The 20,004-nt window shown below is 64.7% G+C and carries 21 protein-coding genes; 8 read left to right on the top strand and 13 right to left on the bottom strand.

Annotated features, from left to right (window positions below):
* Positions 1 to 8 precede the first annotated feature (8 nt).
* Positions 9 to 761, top strand: coding sequence for a 3-oxoacyl-[acyl-carrier-protein] reductase (gene fabG, locus KR49_RS11215; protein WP_043695423.1), 753 nt, complete (start codon positions 9 to 11; stop codon positions 759 to 761).
* 3 nt (positions 762 to 764) lie between these two features.
* Here the strand turns inward: fabG and KR49_RS14325 are convergent, their stop codons facing one another.
* The gene (locus KR49_RS14325; RefSeq protein ID WP_156957186.1) at positions 765 to 941 is read right to left on the bottom strand and encodes a hypothetical protein; all 177 of its coding nucleotides are present in this window, start codon (positions 939 to 941) and stop codon (positions 765 to 767) included.
* Between the two features lie 130 nt (positions 942 to 1,071).
* Between KR49_RS14325 and groL the strand changes: the two genes are divergently transcribed.
* A complete protein-coding gene (gene groL, locus KR49_RS11210) occupies positions 1,072 to 2,760 on the top strand; it encodes a chaperonin GroEL (RefSeq protein ID WP_043695420.1) in 1,689 nt (562 codons plus the stop codon).
* Here the strand turns inward: groL and KR49_RS11205 are convergent, their stop codons facing one another.
* From KR49_RS11205 to KR49_RS11180, 6 genes are read right to left on the bottom strand one after another with little or no spacing between them, the layout of a single operon-like run.
* Positions 2,761 to 3,450 (bottom strand): N-acetylmannosamine-6-phosphate 2-epimerase, encoded by a 690-nt coding sequence (locus KR49_RS11205; protein WP_043695416.1) that lies wholly within the window; start codon positions 3,448 to 3,450, stop codon positions 2,761 to 2,763.
* A gap of 6 nt (positions 3,451 to 3,456) precedes the next feature.
* The gene (locus KR49_RS11200) at positions 3,457 to 3,924 is read right to left on the bottom strand and encodes a hypothetical protein (RefSeq protein ID WP_043695412.1); all 468 of its coding nucleotides are present in this window, start codon (positions 3,922 to 3,924) and stop codon (positions 3,457 to 3,459) included.
* Positions 3,925 to 3,928: 4 nt separating this feature from the next.
* Positions 3,929 to 4,783: an ABC transporter permease gene (locus tag KR49_RS11195; RefSeq protein ID WP_043695408.1), complete on the bottom strand. Its 855-nt coding sequence runs from the start codon at positions 4,781 to 4,783 to the stop codon at positions 3,929 to 3,931.
* A gap of 11 nt (positions 4,784 to 4,794) precedes the next feature.
* Positions 4,795 to 5,805, bottom strand: a complete 1,011-nt coding sequence (locus KR49_RS11190; RefSeq protein WP_043695405.1) for an ATP-binding cassette domain-containing protein — start codon at positions 5,803 to 5,805, stop codon at positions 4,795 to 4,797.
* 50 nt (positions 5,806 to 5,855) lie between these two features.
* Entirely contained in the window at positions 5,856 to 6,836 is a 981-nt protein-coding gene (locus KR49_RS11185) for a heme o synthase (protein WP_043695402.1), read from the bottom strand.
* Positions 6,829 to 7,740, bottom strand: coding sequence for a heme A synthase (locus KR49_RS11180; protein ID WP_156957185.1), 912 nt, complete (start codon positions 7,738 to 7,740; stop codon positions 6,829 to 6,831). The genes KR49_RS11185 and KR49_RS11180 overlap by 8 nt, the downstream gene beginning before the upstream one ends.
* Before the next feature lie 260 nt (positions 7,741 to 8,000).
* Here KR49_RS11180 and KR49_RS11175 point away from each other — a divergent pair, with 260 nt between their 5' ends.
* Genes KR49_RS11175 through KR49_RS11160 form a run of 4 tightly spaced genes read left to right on the top strand, consistent with a single transcriptional unit; the run spans position 8,001 to position 11,576 of the window.
* Entirely contained in the window at positions 8,001 to 8,843 is an 843-nt protein-coding gene (locus KR49_RS11175) for a cytochrome c oxidase subunit II (RefSeq protein ID WP_043695399.1), read from the top strand.
* Between the two features lies 1 nt (position 8,844).
* The gene (ctaD, locus tag KR49_RS11170) at positions 8,845 to 10,515 is read left to right on the top strand and encodes a cytochrome c oxidase subunit I (RefSeq protein ID WP_043695395.1); all 1,671 of its coding nucleotides are present in this window, start codon (positions 8,845 to 8,847) and stop codon (positions 10,513 to 10,515) included.
* Positions 10,512 to 11,117 carry a cytochrome c oxidase subunit 3 gene (locus KR49_RS11165; RefSeq protein WP_043695392.1) on the top strand — a complete coding sequence of 202 codons (606 nt, stop codon included), beginning with the start codon at positions 10,512 to 10,514 and terminating at the stop codon, positions 11,115 to 11,117. Before ctaD ends, KR49_RS11165 begins: the two co-directional genes overlap by 4 nt.
* Positions 11,118 to 11,171: 54 nt before the next feature.
* Positions 11,172 to 11,576, top strand: coding sequence for an AbrB family transcriptional regulator (locus KR49_RS11160; RefSeq protein ID WP_052378245.1), 405 nt, complete (start codon positions 11,172 to 11,174; stop codon positions 11,574 to 11,576).
* On the opposite strand, the gene KR49_RS11155 is transcribed toward KR49_RS11160, so the two are convergent.
* Complete coding sequence (locus KR49_RS11155; protein ID WP_043695389.1) at positions 11,561 to 12,226, bottom strand: riboflavin synthase; 666 nt, start codon at positions 12,224 to 12,226, stop codon at positions 11,561 to 11,563. The genes KR49_RS11160 and KR49_RS11155 overlap by 16 nt on opposite strands.
* A 56-nt stretch (positions 12,227 to 12,282) precedes the next feature.
* On the opposite strand from KR49_RS11155, the gene KR49_RS11150 reads away from it, so the two are divergent.
* Together KR49_RS11150 and KR49_RS11145 are read left to right on the top strand one after the other, a co-directional pair.
* The gene (locus tag KR49_RS11150) at positions 12,283 to 12,840 is read left to right on the top strand and encodes a bifunctional nuclease family protein (protein WP_043695387.1); all 558 of its coding nucleotides are present in this window, start codon (positions 12,283 to 12,285) and stop codon (positions 12,838 to 12,840) included.
* Positions 12,837 to 13,955, top strand: a complete 1,119-nt coding sequence (locus KR49_RS11145) for an aldo/keto reductase (RefSeq protein WP_043695385.1) — start codon at positions 12,837 to 12,839, stop codon at positions 13,953 to 13,955. The genes KR49_RS11150 and KR49_RS11145 overlap by 4 nt, the downstream gene beginning before the upstream one ends.
* Here the strand turns inward: KR49_RS11145 and KR49_RS11140 are convergent.
* The 5 genes from KR49_RS11140 to topA are packed head-to-tail and all read right to left on the bottom strand — an operon-like array spanning position 13,944 to position 19,950.
* Positions 13,944 to 14,954, bottom strand: a complete 1,011-nt coding sequence (locus KR49_RS11140; protein WP_043695383.1) for an ABC transporter substrate-binding protein — start codon at positions 14,952 to 14,954, stop codon at positions 13,944 to 13,946. The two genes, KR49_RS11145 and KR49_RS11140, sit on opposite strands and share 12 nt — an antisense overlap.
* Positions 14,951 to 16,150: a nicotinate-nucleotide--dimethylbenzimidazole phosphoribosyltransferase gene (locus KR49_RS11135; RefSeq protein ID WP_043695380.1), complete on the bottom strand. Its 1,200-nt coding sequence runs from the start codon at positions 16,148 to 16,150 to the stop codon at positions 14,951 to 14,953. The genes KR49_RS11140 and KR49_RS11135 overlap by 4 nt, the downstream gene beginning before the upstream one ends.
* Positions 16,122 to 16,775, bottom strand: a complete 654-nt coding sequence (locus KR49_RS11130; RefSeq protein ID WP_043697402.1) for a DUF2232 domain-containing protein — start codon at positions 16,773 to 16,775, stop codon at positions 16,122 to 16,124. Before KR49_RS11130 ends, KR49_RS11135 begins: the two co-directional genes overlap by 29 nt.
* Positions 16,772 to 17,251: a hypothetical protein gene (locus KR49_RS11125; RefSeq protein ID WP_043695377.1), complete on the bottom strand. Its 480-nt coding sequence runs from the start codon at positions 17,249 to 17,251 to the stop codon at positions 16,772 to 16,774. Before KR49_RS11125 ends, KR49_RS11130 begins: the two co-directional genes overlap by 4 nt.
* Positions 17,251 to 19,950, bottom strand: a complete 2,700-nt coding sequence (gene topA, locus KR49_RS11120) for a type I DNA topoisomerase (protein ID WP_043695374.1) — start codon at positions 19,948 to 19,950, stop codon at positions 17,251 to 17,253. Before topA ends, KR49_RS11125 begins: the two co-directional genes overlap by 1 nt.
* Positions 19,951 to 20,004: the final 54 nt, after the last annotated feature.

The following is a 20,004-nucleotide window of genomic DNA, read 5'->3' as shown; positions in this document are numbered from 1 at the left end:
GCCCCTTCATGACCTCCTCCACAGCCCTCACCGGCCAGACCGCCCTGGTGACCGGCGGCGGCCGCGGGATCGGTCGGGCCATCGCCCTCGCTCTGGCGGAATCCGGCATGGAGGTGGTGGTCAACTACTCGAACTCAGCCGCCGCAGCCGAGGAGGTGGTGGAGCTGATCACCGCATCAGGGGGAAAGGCCTACGCGCTCCAGGCGAACGTGGCGATGGAAGAGGACGTGGACGGTCTGATCAAGACGGTCCTTGAGCGCAGCAGTCGTCTTGATGTGCTGGTGAACAACGCCGGCATCACCAGGGATGGGCTGCTGATGCGGATGAAAACGTCCGAATGGCAGGCGGTGATCGATCTGAATCTCACGGGCGTATTTCTCTGCAGCCGAGCTGTGGCTCGACCGATGCTCAAGCAGAAGAGCGGACGGATCATCAACATCACCTCCGTGGTGGGCCTGATGGGCAACGCCGGCCAGGCGAACTACGCCGCAGCCAAGGCCGGGGTGGTGGGCCTGACCCGGAGCACCGCCAAGGAGTTGGCCAGCCGCGGCATCACGGTGAATGCTGTGGCGCCGGGCTTCATCGCCACGGACATGACCAAGGATCTCGATGCCGATGCCATCCTCCGGGACATTCCCCTCGGCACCTTCGGCACCCAGGAACAGGTGGCTGGAGCCGTGCGTTTCCTGGCCACAGACCCCGCCTCGGCTTACATCACCGGCCAGGTGCTCCAGGTGGATGGCGGCATGGTGATGGCCTGACGATCACGACTCCAGCGGCTGAGCCAGTTCTTCACGCAGTCGGCGGATCCGCTGCAACAGGCGCAATCGGCGGCTGCGGGCTGTCGCGGTCAGGAAGATCCGCAGAGGCACGTAGACGAGGGCCATGGACCCCGCCAGCCCGGCCATCAGCACAAAAAAGAAGGCACCGGAATCAGCCATATCCGGACGTTAATCAGCCTGTGATGAGCAGGCATCCGCGCCAAGGGAGACATTCGGCTTTCCCCACCGCGCACCCCCTGCACCGGGCCTCCGTCGCTGTGGGACATTGATTTGCGGCTGTCCAGTGACCATGGCGAAACTCCTTTCCTTCTCCGACGAGTCCCGCAGCGCTCTTGAGCGGGGTGTCGATGCTCTTGCCGACGCCGTCCGCGTCACCATCGGCCCCCGCGGCCGCAATGTGGTGCTCGAGAAATCCTTCGGCGCCCCTGACATCGTCAATGACGGTGACACCATCGCCAAGGAGATCGAACTGGAGGATCCCTTCGAGAACCTCGGAGCGAAACTGATCCAGCAGGTGGCTTCCAAGACCAAGGACAAGGCCGGTGACGGCACCACCACCGCCACCGTGCTCGCCCAGGCCATGGTGCGGGAAGGCCTGCGCAACACCGCCGCCGGAGCCAGTCCCGTGGAACTGCGCCGCGGCATGGAGAAAGCCTGTGCCCAGGTGGTGGAGGGTCTCAGCCAACGCAGCCAGACCGTTGAAGCCGACGCCATCCGTCAGGTCGCCACGGTGAGTTCCGGGGGGGATGACGAGGTCGGTCAGATGGTGGCGGAAGCCATGGACCGTGTGAGCGTGGATGGGGTGATCACCGTTGAAGAATCGAAATCCCTGGCCACAGAGCTGGAGGTGACCGAGGGCATGGCCTTCGACCGGGGATACAGCTCCCCGTATTTCGTCAACGACGGCGATCGTCAGCTGTGTGAATTCGAAAACCCGCTGCTGCTGCTGACCGACCGCAAGATCAGCGCCATCGCTGACCTGGTTCCTGCGCTCGAGCTGGTCCAGAAGAGCGGTTCCCCGCTGTTGATCCTGGCCGAAGAGGTGGAGGGAGAGGCTCTCGCCACGCTGGTGGTGAACAAGAACCGCGGCGTTCTGCAGGTGGCTGCGGTGCGCGCCCCATCCTTTGGCGAGCGCCGTAAAGCGGCCCTGGCCGACATCGCCGTGCTCACGGGAGCCACGGTGATCAGCGAGGACAAGGCGATGACGCTGGACAAGGTCACCCTGGCTGATCTCGGCCGGGCCCGCCGGATCACGATCAGCAAGGAGAACACCACGATCGTCGCCAGCGAGGATCACAAGCAGGCGGTGTCGGCCCGGGTCGCCTCGATCAAGCGCGAGCTGGAAGCCACCGACTCCGATTACGACCGCGAGAAGCTGAATGAGCGGATCGCCAAACTGGCGGGCGGTGTCGCCGTGATCAAAGTGGGTGCCCCCACTGAGACGGAACTCAAAAACCGCAAGCTGCGCATTGAAGATGCCCTGAACGCGACCAGGGCCGCAGTGGAGGAGGGCATCGTCGCCGGCGGTGGCAGCACCCTGCTGCAGCTGGCCCAGGGGCTCGATGCGCTGGTGGCGCAACTCGATGGCGATGAGCGGACTGGCGTTGAAATCGTGCAGCGAGCCCTGGCGGCTCCCGTTCACCAGATCGCCACGAACGCGGGTCGAAATGGCGATGTGGTGATCTCAGCCATGCGGGAGAGCGGCCAGGGCTTCAACGCGCTGACCGGCAATTTTGAGGACCTCAGAGCCGCTGGAATCGTCGACGCCACCAAGGTGGTGCGTCTTGCCCTTCAGGATGCGGTCTCCATCGCCTCCCTGCTGATCACCACGGAGGTGGTGATCGCCGACAAGCCCGAACCACCGGCACCGGCCCCTGAAGGTGGTGGAGATCCGATGGGCGGCATGGGAGGAATGGGCGGCATGGGCATGCCCGGCATGGGAGGAATGGGCGGCATGGGTATGCCCGGAATGATGTGATCAGCCGGCCATGCCTCGGCAGTAGGCGGCCACCTGCAGATCCACGCCCGTGATCGCTGTTCCCACAACGACGTTGTCCGCTCCGGCCTTCAGAGCCGAGCGGGCGGCGTCCGGGGACGCGATTCCCCCTTCACAGATGAGGCGCACGCTGGTTTTCAGCTGATGCCTCAGATCCGGAAGCAGAGACAGCCCCGGGGGCTGCTGGCCGGATGTCTCCTCCGTGTAGCCAAAGAGCGTGGTGCCGACCCAGTCGCAACCGAGGGAGGCCGCACGCAATCCGTTCTCGACGCTGTCGACATCAGCCATCAGGGGGGCACGCAACTCGACCCTTGCCCGTTGGATCAGATCCTCCAGCTCCTGCCTCTCAGGACGGGGTCGGGCCGTGGCATCGATCGCGATCACGTCGGCACCGGCAGACCAGACCGTCTGGATTTCTCTCCAACCCGGGGTGATGTACACGGAACTGTCAGGGAACGTGCATTTCCACAATCCGATGATCAAGGCATCGGGGCAGCGACGGCGAACCGCTCCGATGTGTTCCGGGCTCTCAAGACGAACCCCGACCGCTCCGTTGCGGAGTGAGGCGTCGGCCATGGCCGCGATGACGTCAGGGTCACGCATGGGAGAGCCCGGAGGGGCCTGAACGGAAACGATCAGTCCCTGATCCAGCACCTCATTGGACGGCAACATGACGTCTCAGGAAGCCTTGGGGAAGGATGACTCAGCACCGGGCAGCCAGCGGCGCAGGGAGCGTGGTGTGCTGAGAGGCGGTGCGGGAACAGGCCGCTGGGGCTCGGCGGGCTGTTCAGCGACGAACGGCTGTTCCTCGACAACAGGCTGCTCCTCGACAACAGGCTGTTCCTCGACGACAGGCTGTTCCTCGTTCGTGCCGCCCATGATCTCCAGGAAGCCGGCCGCTGCGGAGGACTCAGCAACGACGGAAACATCCGATTCACGGCTCAACGGCGTGAGGGGAGCCATCGGACTCTCCGAAACCGGCGCTGCTGCAGTGGAAACAGGCAGTGTCGCGACGCCGAAGCGATGCACCCACTGCCCCTGCAGCAAAGAGAGACGGTGGGCATCACCCCGCTCTTCGGCTTCAAGCATCTGCCTGGAGAGGGCGTGCTGACGGGCTGAAGGCTGCTGGAACGGTGAGGAAGGCACGGATTCAGGAGAGCTTGCGGTTGAGCAGTGGACGGATCAGCAGGAACAGTCCGACGGTGAGCACCAGCAGAACGAGCAGACAGGCGAAGCCGGTGACATCGCCGTAGGGCGCCTCGAGGAGGACAGCCGAGAGATCGAGCGAACCGCTGTATGCGGCACGGATGGGCTCAATCGCGAAGGTAAGGGGATTCAGGGCCGCAAGCCAGCCCAGCCAGGCCGGCATGAAGGACAACGGAGCCAGAGCCGTGCTGGCGAAGAGCAGCGGAAGATTCGCCACGAAGATCACGGCGATCAGCTCGATGTGACCCGGCAGCGCAAAGGCCATCCCGAGACTGAGGGCGGTGACCGCGAACACCAGCAGCAGCAGGGTGGCAACCACCAAGAGCAGACCGGCGCCCCCGGGCCAGCCGTAGCCCAGCAGGGCGGCGGTGATCATGATCGCCAGGCTCTGAAGCAGGCTCAGCACTGTGATGTACAGCACGGAGGCCAGCACGATCGAACTGCGACTGCGCAGGGGAGCGACGAGCAGACGATTGAGAAAGCCGAACTCACGGTCGAACATCACCGGCAAGCCGGCATTCAGAGCACCGCTGAACGCTGTGAACACAATCACTCCCGCTCCGAGAAAGCGGCCGTAACTCATGCCCCCGGGCAGCAGCCCCTCGGGTGCGTTGGCAAACAGGGCGCCGAACAGAATCAGCCAGATCAGTGGCTGCAGCACGCCGGCCACCAGGGTCGATGGGCGCCGCGCCAGTTGAAGAAACAGCCGTTTCGTGAGGGCAGAGGTCTCCTGAACAAGCTCGGAGACCGCTCCCCGTTCCGGTGCGGTGCTGTTGACGGACAGGCTGGGAGAGGTCATCGATCAGCGCATCACATGGACTTTCGACGTTCCTGCTTGACATCGCGCTGACCGGCCACGGCCAGCTCGGCATCCATCAGGGTGCGTCCTGTTGCCTGAAGGTAGACGTCATCCAGGCTGGGGCGGCTCTGGGCCAGCGCGAACACCGGAACTCCCGCTCCGGCCAGTCGATCCCGGAGACGCTCCACCACCGGCTCGCCCTCGATCACGAGATTCAGAGAGAAGCCCTGTGCTCGATTCACCACCACCTGCCGCACGCCCTCCAGGGGCTCCAGCAAGGCACGCACCCGGTCAGCCTCCTGCGGATCGCTGAACTCGCGAACCCTCAGCGTCAGGCGGTCCCCTCCAAGGCGCCGCTTCAGCTCCTCCGGCACGCCTTCGGCGATCACCGTTCCGGCATCGATGATGGCCATTCGATCGGCCAGAGCTTCCACCTCCTCCAGGTAGTGGCTGCTCAGAAGCACGCTGGTCCCAGCCTCAACCAGCTGGCGCAGCAGCTCCCAGATTGCCGAACGGCTCTCGATGTCGAGACCGACAGTCGGCTCATCAAGCACCAGCAGCCTCGGACGATGCAGCAGACCGGCGGCGAGATCGAGCCGCCGCCGCATCCCTCCGGAGTACGTGCCGCATCGGCGATCAATCCACTCCGCCATGGCCAGACGGTCGATCAGGTCGTCAATCCGCTGGTTGCGATCCGAACGACCCAGGTGATACAGGTCTCCCTGAAGCTGGAGCAGTTCCCGGCCCGTGAGGATCTTGTCGATCGCCACCTCCTGGGCCACGTAACCGAGCAGACGACGGACCGCCCGGGGATCCGCCAGGGCATCAACACCGGCCACCTCCACCGACCCACGATCGGGCCCGAGCAGGGTGGCCAGAATCCGCATCGCCGTGGTCTTGCCGGCTCCGTTGGGTCCGAGCAGACCGAACAGGCAGGCTTCCGGCACCGACAGAGAGAAATCCCGGAGGGCCTGAACAGCTCCGTAGGCCTTGTGAAGCTGTCGCAGTTCAATCAATGCCATTCCACCACCTGAGCACTGGACACAACCCCGGAGCTGAATCTAGGGAGAGCTCAGATGGCCTGGATCTGCAGCAGCAGAGCCCGGACCTGCTGATCGAATCCCGAGGCAAGACCGGTGCGGCTGAGAACAAGCAGCAGACAGATTCCGAACAGATAGAGGATCGACCAACGGAACAGCCCCTTGGCGCCGGTGAGGCTGTCGGGGTCCTGGGCCAGACGCCGCACCATCTGCAGCAGTCGACCGTTGAAGGGCAGCAGCATCAGGCCGTAGAAAATCCCACCGGTCGGCAGCACCAGAGCCCCCGCGCTGCTGAGGGCCACGGTCGCCCAGCCGTAACGACGGATGGCACGAGCCGTCACCACCGGGCCTTTCACCACAGGCAGCATGGGAATGCCGACAGCTCTGTAGTCCTCTCTCAGCAGCAGAGCGAGAGCCCAGAAATGGGCCGGGGTCCAGACCATGACCAGAGCGAATAGCCACCAGCCCCCCAGACCGATGTGGCCGGTGGCCGCGGCCGCACCCACCAGAGGCGGGATGGCTCCAGCGACGCCGCCGATCACGATGTTCTGGGTCGTGCGGGGCTTGAGCAGAGCGGTGTATAGGAGCACATAGCTGCAGAGACCGAGCAGGCTCAGCCCGGCTGCCAGACAATTGACGCCGCTCACCAGCAGCATCGCCGCCGCCAGGGTGCAGGCGATGGCACCGATGAAGGCGCTGGTGGGCGAAAGCCTCCCCGACGGCAAGGCCCGGCCGCTGGTTCGCTTCATGCGTCCATCCAGGTCCTGCTCCCAGAGGCAGTTGAGAACGCCGGCGGCGGCGGCAGCCAGCGCGCCCCCTCCCAGGGTGCAGACGAGACGGGGGGAGGAGAGCGGCCAGCCCTCGGTGAGCGCCATCCCCCCGAGGGTGGTGGCGAGGAGCAGAGGAATCAGGCGGGGCTTGGCCACCTCCAACCAGGGCGGAAGCTTGATCCGTTTCCTGGACGGAACCACCTCCTCACGCGTGGGAGTCGATGCGGTCACTGAACTAGCCATGACAGGGCTCCAGAGAGGACTCGTCGAGGACGACGGGCATGGGGGAGAACGGCACGTCAGGACGACGCACCAGAAGCGAGGCGAGCAGTGCCACCAGCAGGGCAGCCACGAGCTGATGGGCCACGGTGACCAACGGCTGGGACAGGCCCAGCCGCAGCGTCCCGACTCCAAGACCCACCTGACAGGTGACAAGAATCGCCACAGGAATCAGATAGGGCCATTGCCGGCGGCTCCAGCCACCGGCCAGAAGCGCTGAGCACACGAACAACAGCACCAGTCCGGCAGCGGGTGCGGCGGCATTGCGGTGGAGGATCAGCCAGCGGCAGCCGTCCCCGGCGGCCAGGCAACGCTGAGCGGCCCAGGAGGTGGCCATCAGAGCCCCCAGCAGGGATTGCGCCACCACTGCCAGCAGGGCCAGTCCGGCCAGTGGAGTCCACCAGACGGGAGCAGCCTCGCCACCTGGATGGAGAAGTCTCTGGGTGAGACCGCTCAGCAGAGCCACCAGGGTGAGGGCCATCGCCAGGTGAGCCGTGACGATGCCGGACGGAAGCAGGTCCAGCACGGTGAGCGCGCCGAGCCCACCCTGGAGCGCCACTAGGAGCACCAGGACGATCGCCAATGATGGGAGCCATCCCGGGAGAAGACGCCTCCTCAGGAAGGCAACGACTGCCATCACAAGCAGGGCGACGCCGACAACGAAGGCGTCAAGGCGATGGAACCATTCCAGAAAAACCTGGAGATTCATCTGGCGCCCGGGGAGGAGCGTGCCGAAGCACAGAGGCCAGTCCGGACAGGCCAGCCCTGCCTCCATCACCCGCGTTGCTCCACCGATGACGACGAGAGCGACAAGGGCGACGACGAGATGAGCCGCCAGAAATCCGAGACGCCGACGGATCGGAGACATGCAGGAAAGAGTCACCGATGAACCTCCATCCGAAACAATCACCGAGGACACATACGGACCGTAGCGATCTGTTGAAGGGCGTCACGTCTTGTGGACGACTACAACATCCCAGCTCTTCATCGATCCACTTTTGCTGACACGAAATGACCCAAACCTTTCGTTCACGTGTGCCATTGAACAATTTTCACCCACGCTTAACAATCCATCCATGGAGATACCGGTCCACCTCCATACGCTGAATGGAGTCAGGGTCCACGTGGGTGCAGATCCCTTCCGCCATCGTCACTCTTGTGATCGGCATGATCCTTGTCCTCACAGGGCTATGGATCGGACAGAGCTTCAATCTCCTGCCCGTTGATGCGAGCGCAAACGCTCCGATCTACGACGAACTTTTTCAGGTTTTATTCACGATTGGAGCCATCCTGTTTATCGGGATCGTCGGACTTCTGGTGTTCAGTCTGATTCGCTTCAGGCGTCGTCCTGGACAACTGGGGGATGGCATTGCCATGGAAGGCAACCTGCCGCTGGAAATCTTCTGGACTGCAGTTCCTGCCATCGTCGTTCTCTTCGTCGGCCTGTACAGCTACGACATCTATGACCGGATGGGCGGCATGGTCCCGCTCGCCCACGACCACATGGCCACATCCGGTGCCGCAGCCGGCGAGGAGCGCATCTGGGGTGGCATCAGTTCCGGCTCCATCGAAGACGCGGCGACGGCACCAGCCGCGCTTCCCATCGACGTGACGGCGATGCAGTTCGCCTTCCTCTTCCACTACCCGCAGGGAGACATCATCTCCGGGGAACTTCACGTGCCTGCGGGTCGCCCGGTGACGCTGCGGATGGAAGCCAAGGATGTCATCCACGCCTTCTGGGTTCCGGAGTTCCGCCTCAAGCAGGACGTGATCCCTGGCCAGCCGACTCAGCTCAGTTTCACCGCGACACGCCCCGGCCGCTACCCAATCGTCTGCGCCGAACTGTGCGGCCCGTACCACGGAGGGATGCGTTCCACCGTGGTCGTTGAGGAAGCCGATGCCTGGGACGAGTGGTTCAGCAGCAATGCCAAACCCGAGACCGACGTCACCACACCCGTTGCCAACGCTTGACATGACTGTTGCAACCCCTTCGGACACCCTCGTCTCACCCCCACGGCTGCAGCCAACCGGCTGGCTCCGCTACCTGAGCTTCAGCGTCGACCACAAGGTGATCGGCCTGCAGTATCTGGTGTGCGGATTCCTCTTCTATTTGGTCGGTGGAGCCCTCGCTGGTGCCATCCGAACCGAGCTGGCCAGCCCTGTCTCCGACTTCATGGCACGGGATGTCTACAACCAGGTGCTGACCTTGCACGGAACGGTGATGATCTTTCTGTGGATCGTTCCCGTGGTGAACGGTGCCTTCGGTAACTACCTGATTCCCTTCTATGTGGGGGCCCGTGACATGGCCTTCCCTCGGCTGAATGCTGTGGCCTTCTGGCTCATCCCTCCAGCCGGACTGTTGCTGATCACCAGTTACTTCCTCACCGGAGCAGCCCAGTCGGGCTGGACCGCCTACCCCCCGCTGAGCATCACAACCCCGGCAACAGGCCAGATCATCTGGATCCTCAGCGTTCTGCTTCTGGGAGGCAGTTCAATCTTCGGAGGAATCAACTTCATCGCCACGATTCTGAAGCTGCGGCGACCGGGGCTGAAACTGATGCAGCTACCGATGTACTGCTGGGCCATGCTTGGAACCAGCATCCTGGTCGTCCTCTCAACGCCTGTGCTGGCAGGAACTCTGGTGCTCCTGAGCTTCGACATCGTTGCTCATACGGGATTCTTCAATCCAACGCTGGGGGGGAATGTTGTGGTTTATCAGCATCTGTTCTGGTTCTATTCACATCCCGCCGTTTACATCATGGTCCTGCCGGCTTTCGGCCTCGTGAGTGAGATCCTGCCGGTTCACGCCAGAAAGCCTTTGTTCGGCTACGTCACGATGGTGTACTCCATCATGGCGATTGTGATCCTCGGGCTGGTCGTCTGGGCCCACCACATGTTCACAAGCGGCACGCCACCGTGGATGCGCCTCTTCTTCACAATCGCCACCGCCTTCATCGCCGTTCCCACTGGCATCAAATTCTTCAACTGGCTGGCAACGCTGTGGGGGGGAAGGATCAATCTCAACAGCGCCATGCTTTTCTCCTGCGGCTTCATCGTGAACTTCGTGTTGGGCGGAATCACCGGAGTCGCCCTGGCCCAGGTTCCCTTCGACATCCACGTGCACGACACCTACTTCGTGGTTGCTCACTTCCACTACATCGTCTTCGGTGGGTCGGTGTTCGTGATCTTTGCCTCCGTTTACCACTGGTATCCGAAATTCACCGGACGCCTGCTCAATGAAGACCTTGGGCGCCTGCACTGCGCACTGACCTTCATCGGCTTCAATCTCTGCTTCGGACCGCAGCACTGGCTCGGACTCAACGGCATGCCGCGTCGTGTCGCCGAATATGACCCGCAATTCACCCTGATCAACCAGATCAGCTCGGTGGGAGCGCTGTTGATGGCCATCAGCACCCTTCCCTTCCTCTGGAATGTGATCCGCAGCGCCATCGCCGGTCCGGTTGCCGGAGACAACCCCTGGAACGCTCTCACACCCGAGTGGCTCACCAGTTCCCCGCCACCGGTCGAGAACTGGATCGGGGAAGCACCCCTGGTGGAGGAGCCGTACGGCTACGGAGTCCCCGCCGAGCAACTTGACCTGGCCGCCACAACCGGCCGTGACCTCTGGAGCAGCGGCAAATGACCACCACCCTCCCCAGTGAAAACAGCAGCCTCGAGCAGGCGGACCACGGCCATGAGGAGCATGCGGACCACCGGATGTTCGGCCTGGCGACCTTTCTGGTGGCGGATGGCATGACCTTCGCCGGATTCTTCGCGGCCTATCTCACGTTCAAGGCCGTGAATCCCCTGCCGAGCGGAGCGATCTACGAGCTGGAGCTGCCACTGCCGATCCTCAACACGGTTCTGCTGCTCGTCAGCAGTGCCACGTTCCACAAAGCCGGGCAGGCCCTGCGCCTGAATGCCATGGCCCGTTGTCGAAGCTGGCTGCTGGTCACTGCCGGGCTGGGCTTGGCCTTCCTGGTGAGTCAGATGGTGGAGTACTTCACCCTGCCGTTCGGCCTCACCGACAACCTCTACGCGAGCACCTTCTTTGCCGCGACAGGATTTCACGGCCTGCACGTGACTCTTGGAGCTCTGATGACTCTGATCGTGTGGTGGCAAGCACGTGCGAACGGTGGACGAATCAGCCCGGAAAATCATTTCCCCCTGGAGGCTGCTGAGCTGTACTGGCACTTCGTGGACGGGATCTGGGTGATCCTGTTTGTGATCCTGTATCTGCTCTGATGCCTTGCCAGCGCTGAGAAGCACCGTCAGAATTCAATTGAATCAGTGCTTGAAATGCTGGTCGGCAAAGAACTGCTCGACAAGGCCAGATCTCTGAGCGATAGGCCAGAGAAAGAGATCGCGCTGGGATGCGGCTACGTCGGTCCCAGTGGACGTGTTCTGCAGAAAAGTTTCTGCCGTGCGCTGGTGGAAGCGAAAGCCGAGGAACAGGGCTGGACGCTGCCGAAGAGCTCCGGTCATTCCGGTGGAGCACGAGGCCGCCAGGCCGAGTTCCGCACACGAGTTCACGGCAACGGCAATCTGCTGATCGGCCACGCCTACACCCGGCGTCTCGGGCTTGAACCCGGCCAGGAATTCAAGATCGAGTTGCACCGTGATTCCGGTGCCATCTGGCTGCTGCCTCTTGAACAGAACGGCGCTGACCTCGAGCAGGACGGATCGGATCAGGTCCAGCCGTGATCGTCAAGCCAGGAGCGATCGAGCTCTGGCTCTGACGAACGGGTTCTGTTCTCTGCAACCATCGGCCCGGCCGCCAGAAGCCTTTCGGCGTAACGGGCCAGCAGATCAGCCTCCAGGTTCACCCTGTCTCCGACCGCGAGCTGCCGCAGTGTCGTGGCCCCCCAGGTGTGGGGAATCACCGCCAGGGTGAAGTGCACCCCATCCTCCGAGCAGTCCGCCACGGTGAGACTGATGCCATCGACGGCGATGCTGGCCTTCTCGCACACGTAGCGTCCGAAGCGAGGATCCTGCCAGCGCAAGGCCAGTTCCCACGATTGAGGCAAGGCCTCCACGGACGCCACCGTGCCGATGGCATCGACATGACCACTGACCATGTGCCCCCCGAGACGGTCAGTCAGGCGCAGCGCGGGCTCGAGATTCACGGCTCCCCCCCGATCCGCCTTGGCTCCGAGAGTGGTGCGGCTCAGTGTCTCTTCGCTGACATCGGCACGGAAACCATCACCGGAGAGCTCCGCCACGGTGAGACAGACCCCGTCAACCGCCACGCTGTCGCCGATCTGCAGCGGACCGAACCCGCTGCACCCCTCGATCAGCACCGCAGCGGAACGCCGCTGGATCCGACCCACCGCCTGAACAAGCCCCGTGAACATGGCTGCTCGCCCAACAGGATCCCTTGGCCATAATCGGTCAAGCCGGGGACTTCGCCATGGTGGAGATGAGCGTCGCCGGCATCGCCCTGGATGCGTCCAGTCGGACGCCGATCGTGCTTCTTCGGGATCCGAGCGGACGCCGTCAGGTCCCGATCTGGATTGATCAGGCCCAAGCCCACAACATCATGGCGGGTCTGCAGGGGGATGCGCCCCCGCGCCCCCTCAGTCACGACCTGATGGCATCACTGCTGACGGCAGGCGGTCTCGAGCTGGAACGCGTGATCGTTCACGCCATTGAGGACAGCACCTTCCACGCCGTGCTGAAACTGCGCTCCGACCAGGATCCCAGTCAGGAGGAGACGCTGGACGACGACCCTGACGACCCACTTCAGGTGGATGCGCGTCCAAGTGATGCGATTGCCCTGGCCGTCCGCACGGGCAGCAGCATCTGGATGCTGGAGGAGGTGGTGGCGGAAGCATCGATCGCCGTCGACGCCGAGGCGGATGCCGAGGATCAGAGTGCCTTCAACCGGTTCGTGGACGACCTCAGTCCGGCAGCTCTGGTGCGCCATCTGAGAAAGCGGGGGGAGCAGGACGAACCATCCGAGGAATGAGACGGCGCTTCGGGGACGGTCGCGCCATCAGCCTGTTCACCCTCGGAACGATGCGGGCTCTGGGCTCCATCGAACAGATGGAGGCCGTGCTGAAAGCAGCCGTCAGCGCCGGAATCAATCACCTGGAGACCGCACCGGCCTACGGACCCGCTGAACGGTTCCTGGGGGAAGCCATGAAGCGAAGCGGAACCGTGCCCGAAGGCGGCTGGGTGATCACCAGCAAACTTCTGCCGGGCCTGAGCTTCCAGGAGGGCCAGCAGCAGCTGGAAGCGATGCTGCGGCGCCTCGACCGTCCCCAGCTCGACAACCTCGCGGTGCATGGAATCAACCGTCCCGAGCATCTCGAGTGGGCTCTCCAGGGGGACGGCAATGCCCTGCTCGACTGGGCCATGGACCGTGGCCTCGCACGCCAGGTCGGCTTCAGCAGCCACGGCGATACGAGGCTGATCCAAGCCGCGCTCGAATCCGGACGTTTCCGCTTCTGCAGCCTGCATCTGCACCTGCTCGACCCAACGCGGATCCCCTTGGCCCGGTGGGCTCTCGACCACGGCCTCGGCGTGATGGCGATCTCACCGGCTGACAAGGGGGGGAGGCTTCAGGCCCCGAGCCCGACCCTGGTCGACGACTGCCGGCCCATTCCGCCACTGACGCTGGCTTACCGGTTCCTGCTCGCGGCCGGTGTTTCAACGCTCACGATCGGAGCGGAAGCGGCAAGGGATCTGGAGCTGGCGGCCACCCTCGCCGCGGCCGACGGCCCCTTGGACTCAAGCGAGAAGGCAGCGCTGGAGCGCCTGCAGAGCCAGAGACTCCGGCGGCTCGGCGCCGACCACTGCGGCCAGTGCCGCGCCTGTCTGCCCTGCCCCCAGCAGGTGCCGATTCCGGATCTGCTGCGATTGCGCAACCTGGCGGTCGGCCATGACCTGAGCGGCTTCTGCCAGGAGCGTTACAACCTGATCGCCCGCGCCGGGCACTGGTGGGAATCGCTGGATGCCTCCGCCTGCGAGCGCTGCGGTGACTGTCTGCCGCGCTGTCCCCATCAACTGCCGATCCCGGATCTGCTGGAGGACACGCACCGGCGCCTGAAGGCCTCTCCCCGGCGGCGCCTATGGGGCTGATTGCGTCCAGCGCTGAACCAATTGGTTCCGCTCAGACCCGGGGACTGGCGGCAGAGACCAGCAGCGGGACCAGATCTCCGGATCCGGGAGCACCAGCTGTCTCCAGCGGCTTGGAATCGACTGTCCTGCAGGCTCGAGCTCCCGCCGGCTCAGCGGCGGCCGCCAGCCTTGACGCAGCAGGCTGCTCGCCATCGGCTCAGACCAGGCCTGCTCAACCCAGGCGCGCGGCAACGGCTCCCTGGTCTGGGCAGGACGAACCAGCAGTGTCCAGTGCAGGGGCGCTCCGGACTGCGGCAACACGGCCGTAAGCCGTGGATCCCGTCTCAGCAGAGGCATGCAGCGCTGCAGAGGCAGCACCACCAGCCGTGCCTCCCCCTTGAGCAACCAGTTGAGTGCCTGGCGGTCATCCAGGGTCAGCAGCTGCCGCCTCAGGCGCGGCAGTGGATCATCCCCATCGAGCTGATCGGCGAGGTTCATCACCCAGCGGGGACTGGCGGGCAAGACGATGCGCTGTTGGAGAGCCGGATCGAGCAGCACGTCCCAGCTGCGGCGGGCAGCCCCCAGCCAGGGCTCTCGGCGACGCGCGATCATCACCCAGGGACTGACTCCCGCCGGCAGAACCTGAGCGGCCCGTTGGGTGGGAAGGGACGCCAGAAACGCACGGGCCTTGGCATCGAGCCTCCCCTGAAGCGGAGGCGCTCCGAGAGCCTGCAGCTGATCAGCTGGAATCCTGTCCAGCCAGCCATCACTGAGCGCAAGCAGATCCGGCTGCTCCAGCTCCGCATCGGCCCAGAGATCCATGCTGGAGGTGGGGAGAAACCGCCATGGCGATGGCAGGGCCTCGCGCCACGGTCGTGGAATCCCGTCCTTGGGGGCCAGCAACCTCGGCGCCGCAGAGGTTGACCCGCAACCGGCCAGGGCCGCCAGACCGGCACCACCGAACAGCTGCAGCAGACGCCGCCGGCTGAGACCAGTGGAGCCGGTGAAGTGAGGTGTCATGGCCCTGACGTTACGGGTGGCTCCAGCAGCGCTTGCATCGCCCGGTCGCAGCTGCCCTGAAGATCCGCGGGGCTGATGCCCTGCAACTGAGCCAGCAGCAGCAGACCACCCGCACCGACTCCCTCCTTGACGTAGCCGTGCTCGTAATCCCTCAACTGCTGATGGCAGCTGTTGTGGAAGCGGACACCGCTGGAGAGGGCCACCGTGCCGACCCGGAACCGTGCCGCCAGGGCATCGATCAGACGATCGAGAGGCGGGCGGTCTTCGCCCGGGGACTGTTCCTCTGCCAGCCAGGCCGTGGTGCCGAGCATCACCCGCTCAGACAGTCGCTGACGGCCATCCTCCGATGACGCCGCCATGGCCAGCGCCAGCACCGCCGCCATCTGGCTGCCGCCGGCCAGAAGAAGCGGCTGGGAGCCATCGGCCGCCCCCACCAGCAGACCAGCTGTGAGCGCCTGGAAGGGATCACCGACCGCCGCGACGACGGCTTCCGCGGCCGGATCCGGCCCGAGGCCGGCCTGATCCAGTCCGGCAGCGACGAGCCGGCGCTTGAGGGCGTGGGGCGGTTGCCGCGCACTGCCGCTGATCAGTCCGTTCACCGGCAACCCCAGGGCAGTCAGCACCGCCTGAGCCGTGGTGGTGCCTCCCGGCACGCATTCCGCCAGCACCAGAGGACGGCGCAACCGGCGCCCCAGACGCTTCCCCTGCCTCCAGAGCCGCTGCACCCGATCAGCGCTCATGGCGTGACCGGTGGAAACACAGTTCGCCGGCCCTTCCGCAGCCCCCTCGAAGCGCAGATGAGGGAAATCCGGCTCCACGGGAAGCCCCAGGGCCACGACCGAAGGGTTCAGCGGGACCCATGGGAGCACCGCATGACTCAGAAGGGCCGGCGACACACCGGCGGGCAGGGGAGGCAGCGGCCAGCGGCGGGCGACCGCCGGTCCGTCGAGCAGCAGTTCGGCATCGGCGACCGCCGTCAGACGCCGCGAAGCGGCGGTGGCGCCAGCAGCGGAGATGCCGTCCTGTTCCGCCGTGGATGTCGCTGCCAGCACCAGCAGCAGATCGAGCCGACCGATCCGGTCGCTCCAGACCCGCAGATGGTGATGAATGAGTTCCGCCGGGCAACAGTCACCCAGAACCCGGCATCCAGGTGGCAACCCGAATGCTTCAGAGCGGGTCAAGGGCCACCAGCGCATGCAGGAGACGGGGTGGTTCGGGGATCGGCGAGCGAAGCCTCGGGAAGATCCAGAAGGCCAGCGCATGCAGGGAGATCACGTAGACCACCTCCTGGACGACCACCAGTGCCAGGGCCATCAGCTGAACGGTTGAGAGATCCGGAGTGATGGGCAGATGCAGCACAGCGATCAGCCGGTCGAGCAGCGAGGCGCCGGCTCGGGTGATCACCACCCAGAGGTTTTCCCCCACCAGAAGCGACAGGACGATCACACGCACCAGGAAGCCGGCCGTGCCCAGCACCACCCCAACAGGCCAGCTGAGCCACCAGCTCAGACCACGACACCAGCACCACCCGAGCCACAACGCCAGGGAGCCGTAGGGAAAGAGAAGCAGAGGGCCCCGCACAGGCCCCATCAGAGCGGTGAGCAGCAACACGGCCAGCAGCATTCCCTCGAGGCCGGATCGGCCCCCGCGCCGCAGCTGAAGCAACGCGATGGGCAGCGGAAGTGCCAGCCGGAACAGCGCACCACCAACCGGCAGGTAGTAGAGCGCCAGCCAGATCAGCCCCGTGGTGGCGGCGAGATAGGCCCCTTCCACCAAGCGCAGGGCCTGCTGACGGCTGAGCGGCGCCGGTTCTGAGCTCATGGGCCTTCGCCGGGAACCGTCGGATCGTCCACGGCCTCGATCCTCTCGACGGAGAAGGCCACCGACGCATCCCGCAGGGCACGGGTGACCGCCTCGGCGGGAGCGGAAGGATCGGCTCCCGCCAGCCGGATCGTGACCCGGTAGGGCAGTGAAGGACGCTGCGGCGCGGCGGAGACCACCTCCGCAACGGGATCCGCCATCTGCTCAGCGGCTGTCACTGGACTCTTCGGCAGGGGATCCGGCTGTCTGGCCTGAGCCTTGTCTGCATCGTCTGCTTCGTTGTCCTCAGCAGGAGCAGGGTCCTTGGCCTCGACCGGATCCGAAGACCGTTCAACCGCGCGCGACCCGGGCGAAGGGGGCGTCGGCGAGACGCCGTTCACCTCAGGATCAAAGCTGCGCTCGAACTGTTCCGCGAGCGGACTGCCGGCGCAGGCCTGCAACAGCACAAGAGGCAACAGCCAGAGCCAGCGAAGCATCAGCTGTCGCCCGGTTTGATCACCCGCACGGCACTGGCCCGCAGCCGACCGCTCTTGGTGGTGGCGGGGGGCTTCTTAGCCGCCGGTTTCTTCGCGGCCGGCTTCTTGGCCGTCGCTTTGGCCGCCCCTGCCTTGCGGGTGCCCTTCTTCGCTGCCGCCTTGGCCGCCAGCAGCTCCACCGCCTCTTCCAGGGTCACATCGTCCGCTCCCTTGCCCTCCGGAAGGGAGGCATTCACCTTGCCCTGCTTCACGTACAGACCGTAGGGGCCGTCATACACCTGGATGGTCTCCTCGCTGCCTTCGGGCTTGCCGAGGTCCTTGAGGGCCGTCCGCCCCCCCCGACCACGCTTCGGCATGGCCAGCAGCTCCATCGCCCGGCTGAGACCCACAGCCAGCACATCGTCCTCTCCCTTGAGGGAGCGGTAGTCCTTCTCACCCTTGCCCTTGTCCCACACCACATACGGCCCGAAACGACCGAGACCGGCCTGAACCTTGCCGCCATCGGGATGCTCCCCCAGAAGCCTGGGGAGCCGCAGCAGACCCAGCGCATCATCGAGGCTGAGATCCTCGGGCTTCTGGCCCTTCGGCAGGGATGCCCGCTTCGGCTTCGGGTTGTCGTCGCTGACCTGGCCTCGCTGCACATAGGGGCCGTACTGACCGAAGAGGAGGTAAACCAGATCGCCGGTTTCCGGATCTTCACCCAGCGCTTCCGGCCCATCAGCCTTCTGTTTCAGGATCAGTTCAGCCTGTTCCTCATCCAGATCTGCCGGCGTGATCTCCCGCGGCAGGGTGGCCTTGATGAGCTCTTCCTCCCCCTCCTCACTGACGCGCTTGGACTCCAGATAAGCCCCGAAGCGACCGATGCGGACCACACAGGAGAGTCCCTCGAGGTCCACGGTGCGGGACGCACCGGGATCGATGTCTCCCTCCCGCTGCTGAACCTGGGTCTCCAGTCCCTCATCGCCCTTGTAGAACCCCTCGAGGTACGGCAGCCACTGAACCTTGCCGTGGGAGATCTCATCCAGGGTGTTCTCCATCCTGGCGGTGAAGCTGGTGTCCACCAGATCGGGGAAGTGCTCCTCCAGCAGAGCGGTCACGGCAAAGGCCGTGAAACTCGGCGTCAGGGCATTCCCCTGCAACGTGGCGTAACCGCGATCCACGATCGTGCCGATGATCGAGGCGTACGTGGAAGGGCGGCCGATTCCCTCCTTCTCCAGCATCTTCACCAGGGATGCTTCGCTGAACCGAGCGGGCGGCTGGGTCTGGTGTCCCAGCGGTTCCACCTGTTTCGGTGTTGGCGAATCCCCCACCGCAAGGGTCGGCAGGAGCACTTCCTGGCCTTCCAGCGCAGCATCGGGGTCATCGCTGCCTTCCACATAGGCGCGGAAGAAGCCGGGAAAGTCGATGCGCTTGCCGCTGGCCCGGAAACCGGCCTTTCCGGAACTGAGCTCCACCGACAGCATCGTGAGCCTGGCTTCCGCCATCTGGCTGGCCACGGTGCGTTTCCAGATCAGTTCGTACACCGCCAGATCGCGCCCGTCCAGACCGGTGTCTCCCGGCGTGCGGAAGCTTTCTCCCGAGGGACGGATCGCCTCATGGGCCTCCTGCGCGTTGCGGGCCTTGGTGCTGAACTGCCGCGGGCCCTTGCTCAGATACTCCTTGCCGTAGAGCGACTCGACACAGCTTCGCGAGGCGCTGATCGCCTGATCCGAGAGATGCACCGAGTCGGTGCGCATGTAGGTGATGAAACCGCGCTCATACAACCCCTGGGCGCAGCGCATCGTTTCGCGTGCGGAGAGCCTCAGCTTGCGGTTGGCCTCCTGCTGCAGCGTGCTCGTGGTGAACGGAGGCACCGGTTTGCGCACCGTGGGCTTCTCCTCGACCGCATCCACGCTCCAGGGACTTGAGCGGACCGTCTCCGCCAGAGCGCGGGCCTCCTTCTCGCTCAGCAGAAGCACATCGGAGCCGGCCTTGAGGCCACCGGTGCTCTCGTCGAAGTCGTTCCCCGTGGCGATTCTCTTGCCGCTGAGATGGGTGAGTTTCGCCTCAAAGCCGCTGCCCCCCTGCTCCAGCTGAGCTTTGAGATCCCAGTAGCTGCCGCTGCGGAAGGCCCTGCGGGCCCGCTCCCGCTGCACCAGCAACCGCACCGCCACGGACTGCACACGACCGGCCGACAGTCCCCAGGCCACCTTCTTCCAGAGCAGGGGAGAGAGGGTGTAGCCAACGAGGCGATCGAGAATCCTCCGGGTCTCCTGGGCATGCACCAGCTCCATGTCCAGATCCCTGGTCTGGTCGAGGGCCTTGCCGATCGCCTCCTTGGTGATCTCGTGAAACACCATGCGTTTCACGGGAACCTTGGGAGCGAGCAGCTGGAGCAGGTGCCAGCTGATGCTCTCGCCTTCGCGGTCTTCGTCCGTCGCCAGCAGGAGCTGCTCGGCCCCCTTCAGGGCGTCCTTGAGCTCCTTGACGACCTTTTTCTTGTCCTTCGGCACCACGTAGAGGGGCTCGAAGTCCGACTCCGTGTTCACCCCGAGATTGGCCCACTTCTGGCCTTTGGCGGATGCAGGGATCTCGCTGGCGTTGTTGGGCAGATCCCGCACGTGGCCCATGGACGCCTCCACTTTGAACCCCTTCGGAAGAAAGCCGCGGATGGTGCGGGCTTTCGTGGGGCTCTCAACGATGACGAGGGTGTGCGCCACAGACAGGGCTTGAACCGTGCACCTTCTTTATCGCACCGTCCACCGATGTGCATG

Source organism: Synechococcus sp. KORDI-49 (assembly GCF_000737575.1).
In the GTDB taxonomy this organism is placed as follows: Bacteria; Cyanobacteriota; Cyanobacteriia; order PCC-6307; family Cyanobiaceae; genus Parasynechococcus.
This window is presented reverse-complemented; position numbering and strand designations above follow the sequence as displayed.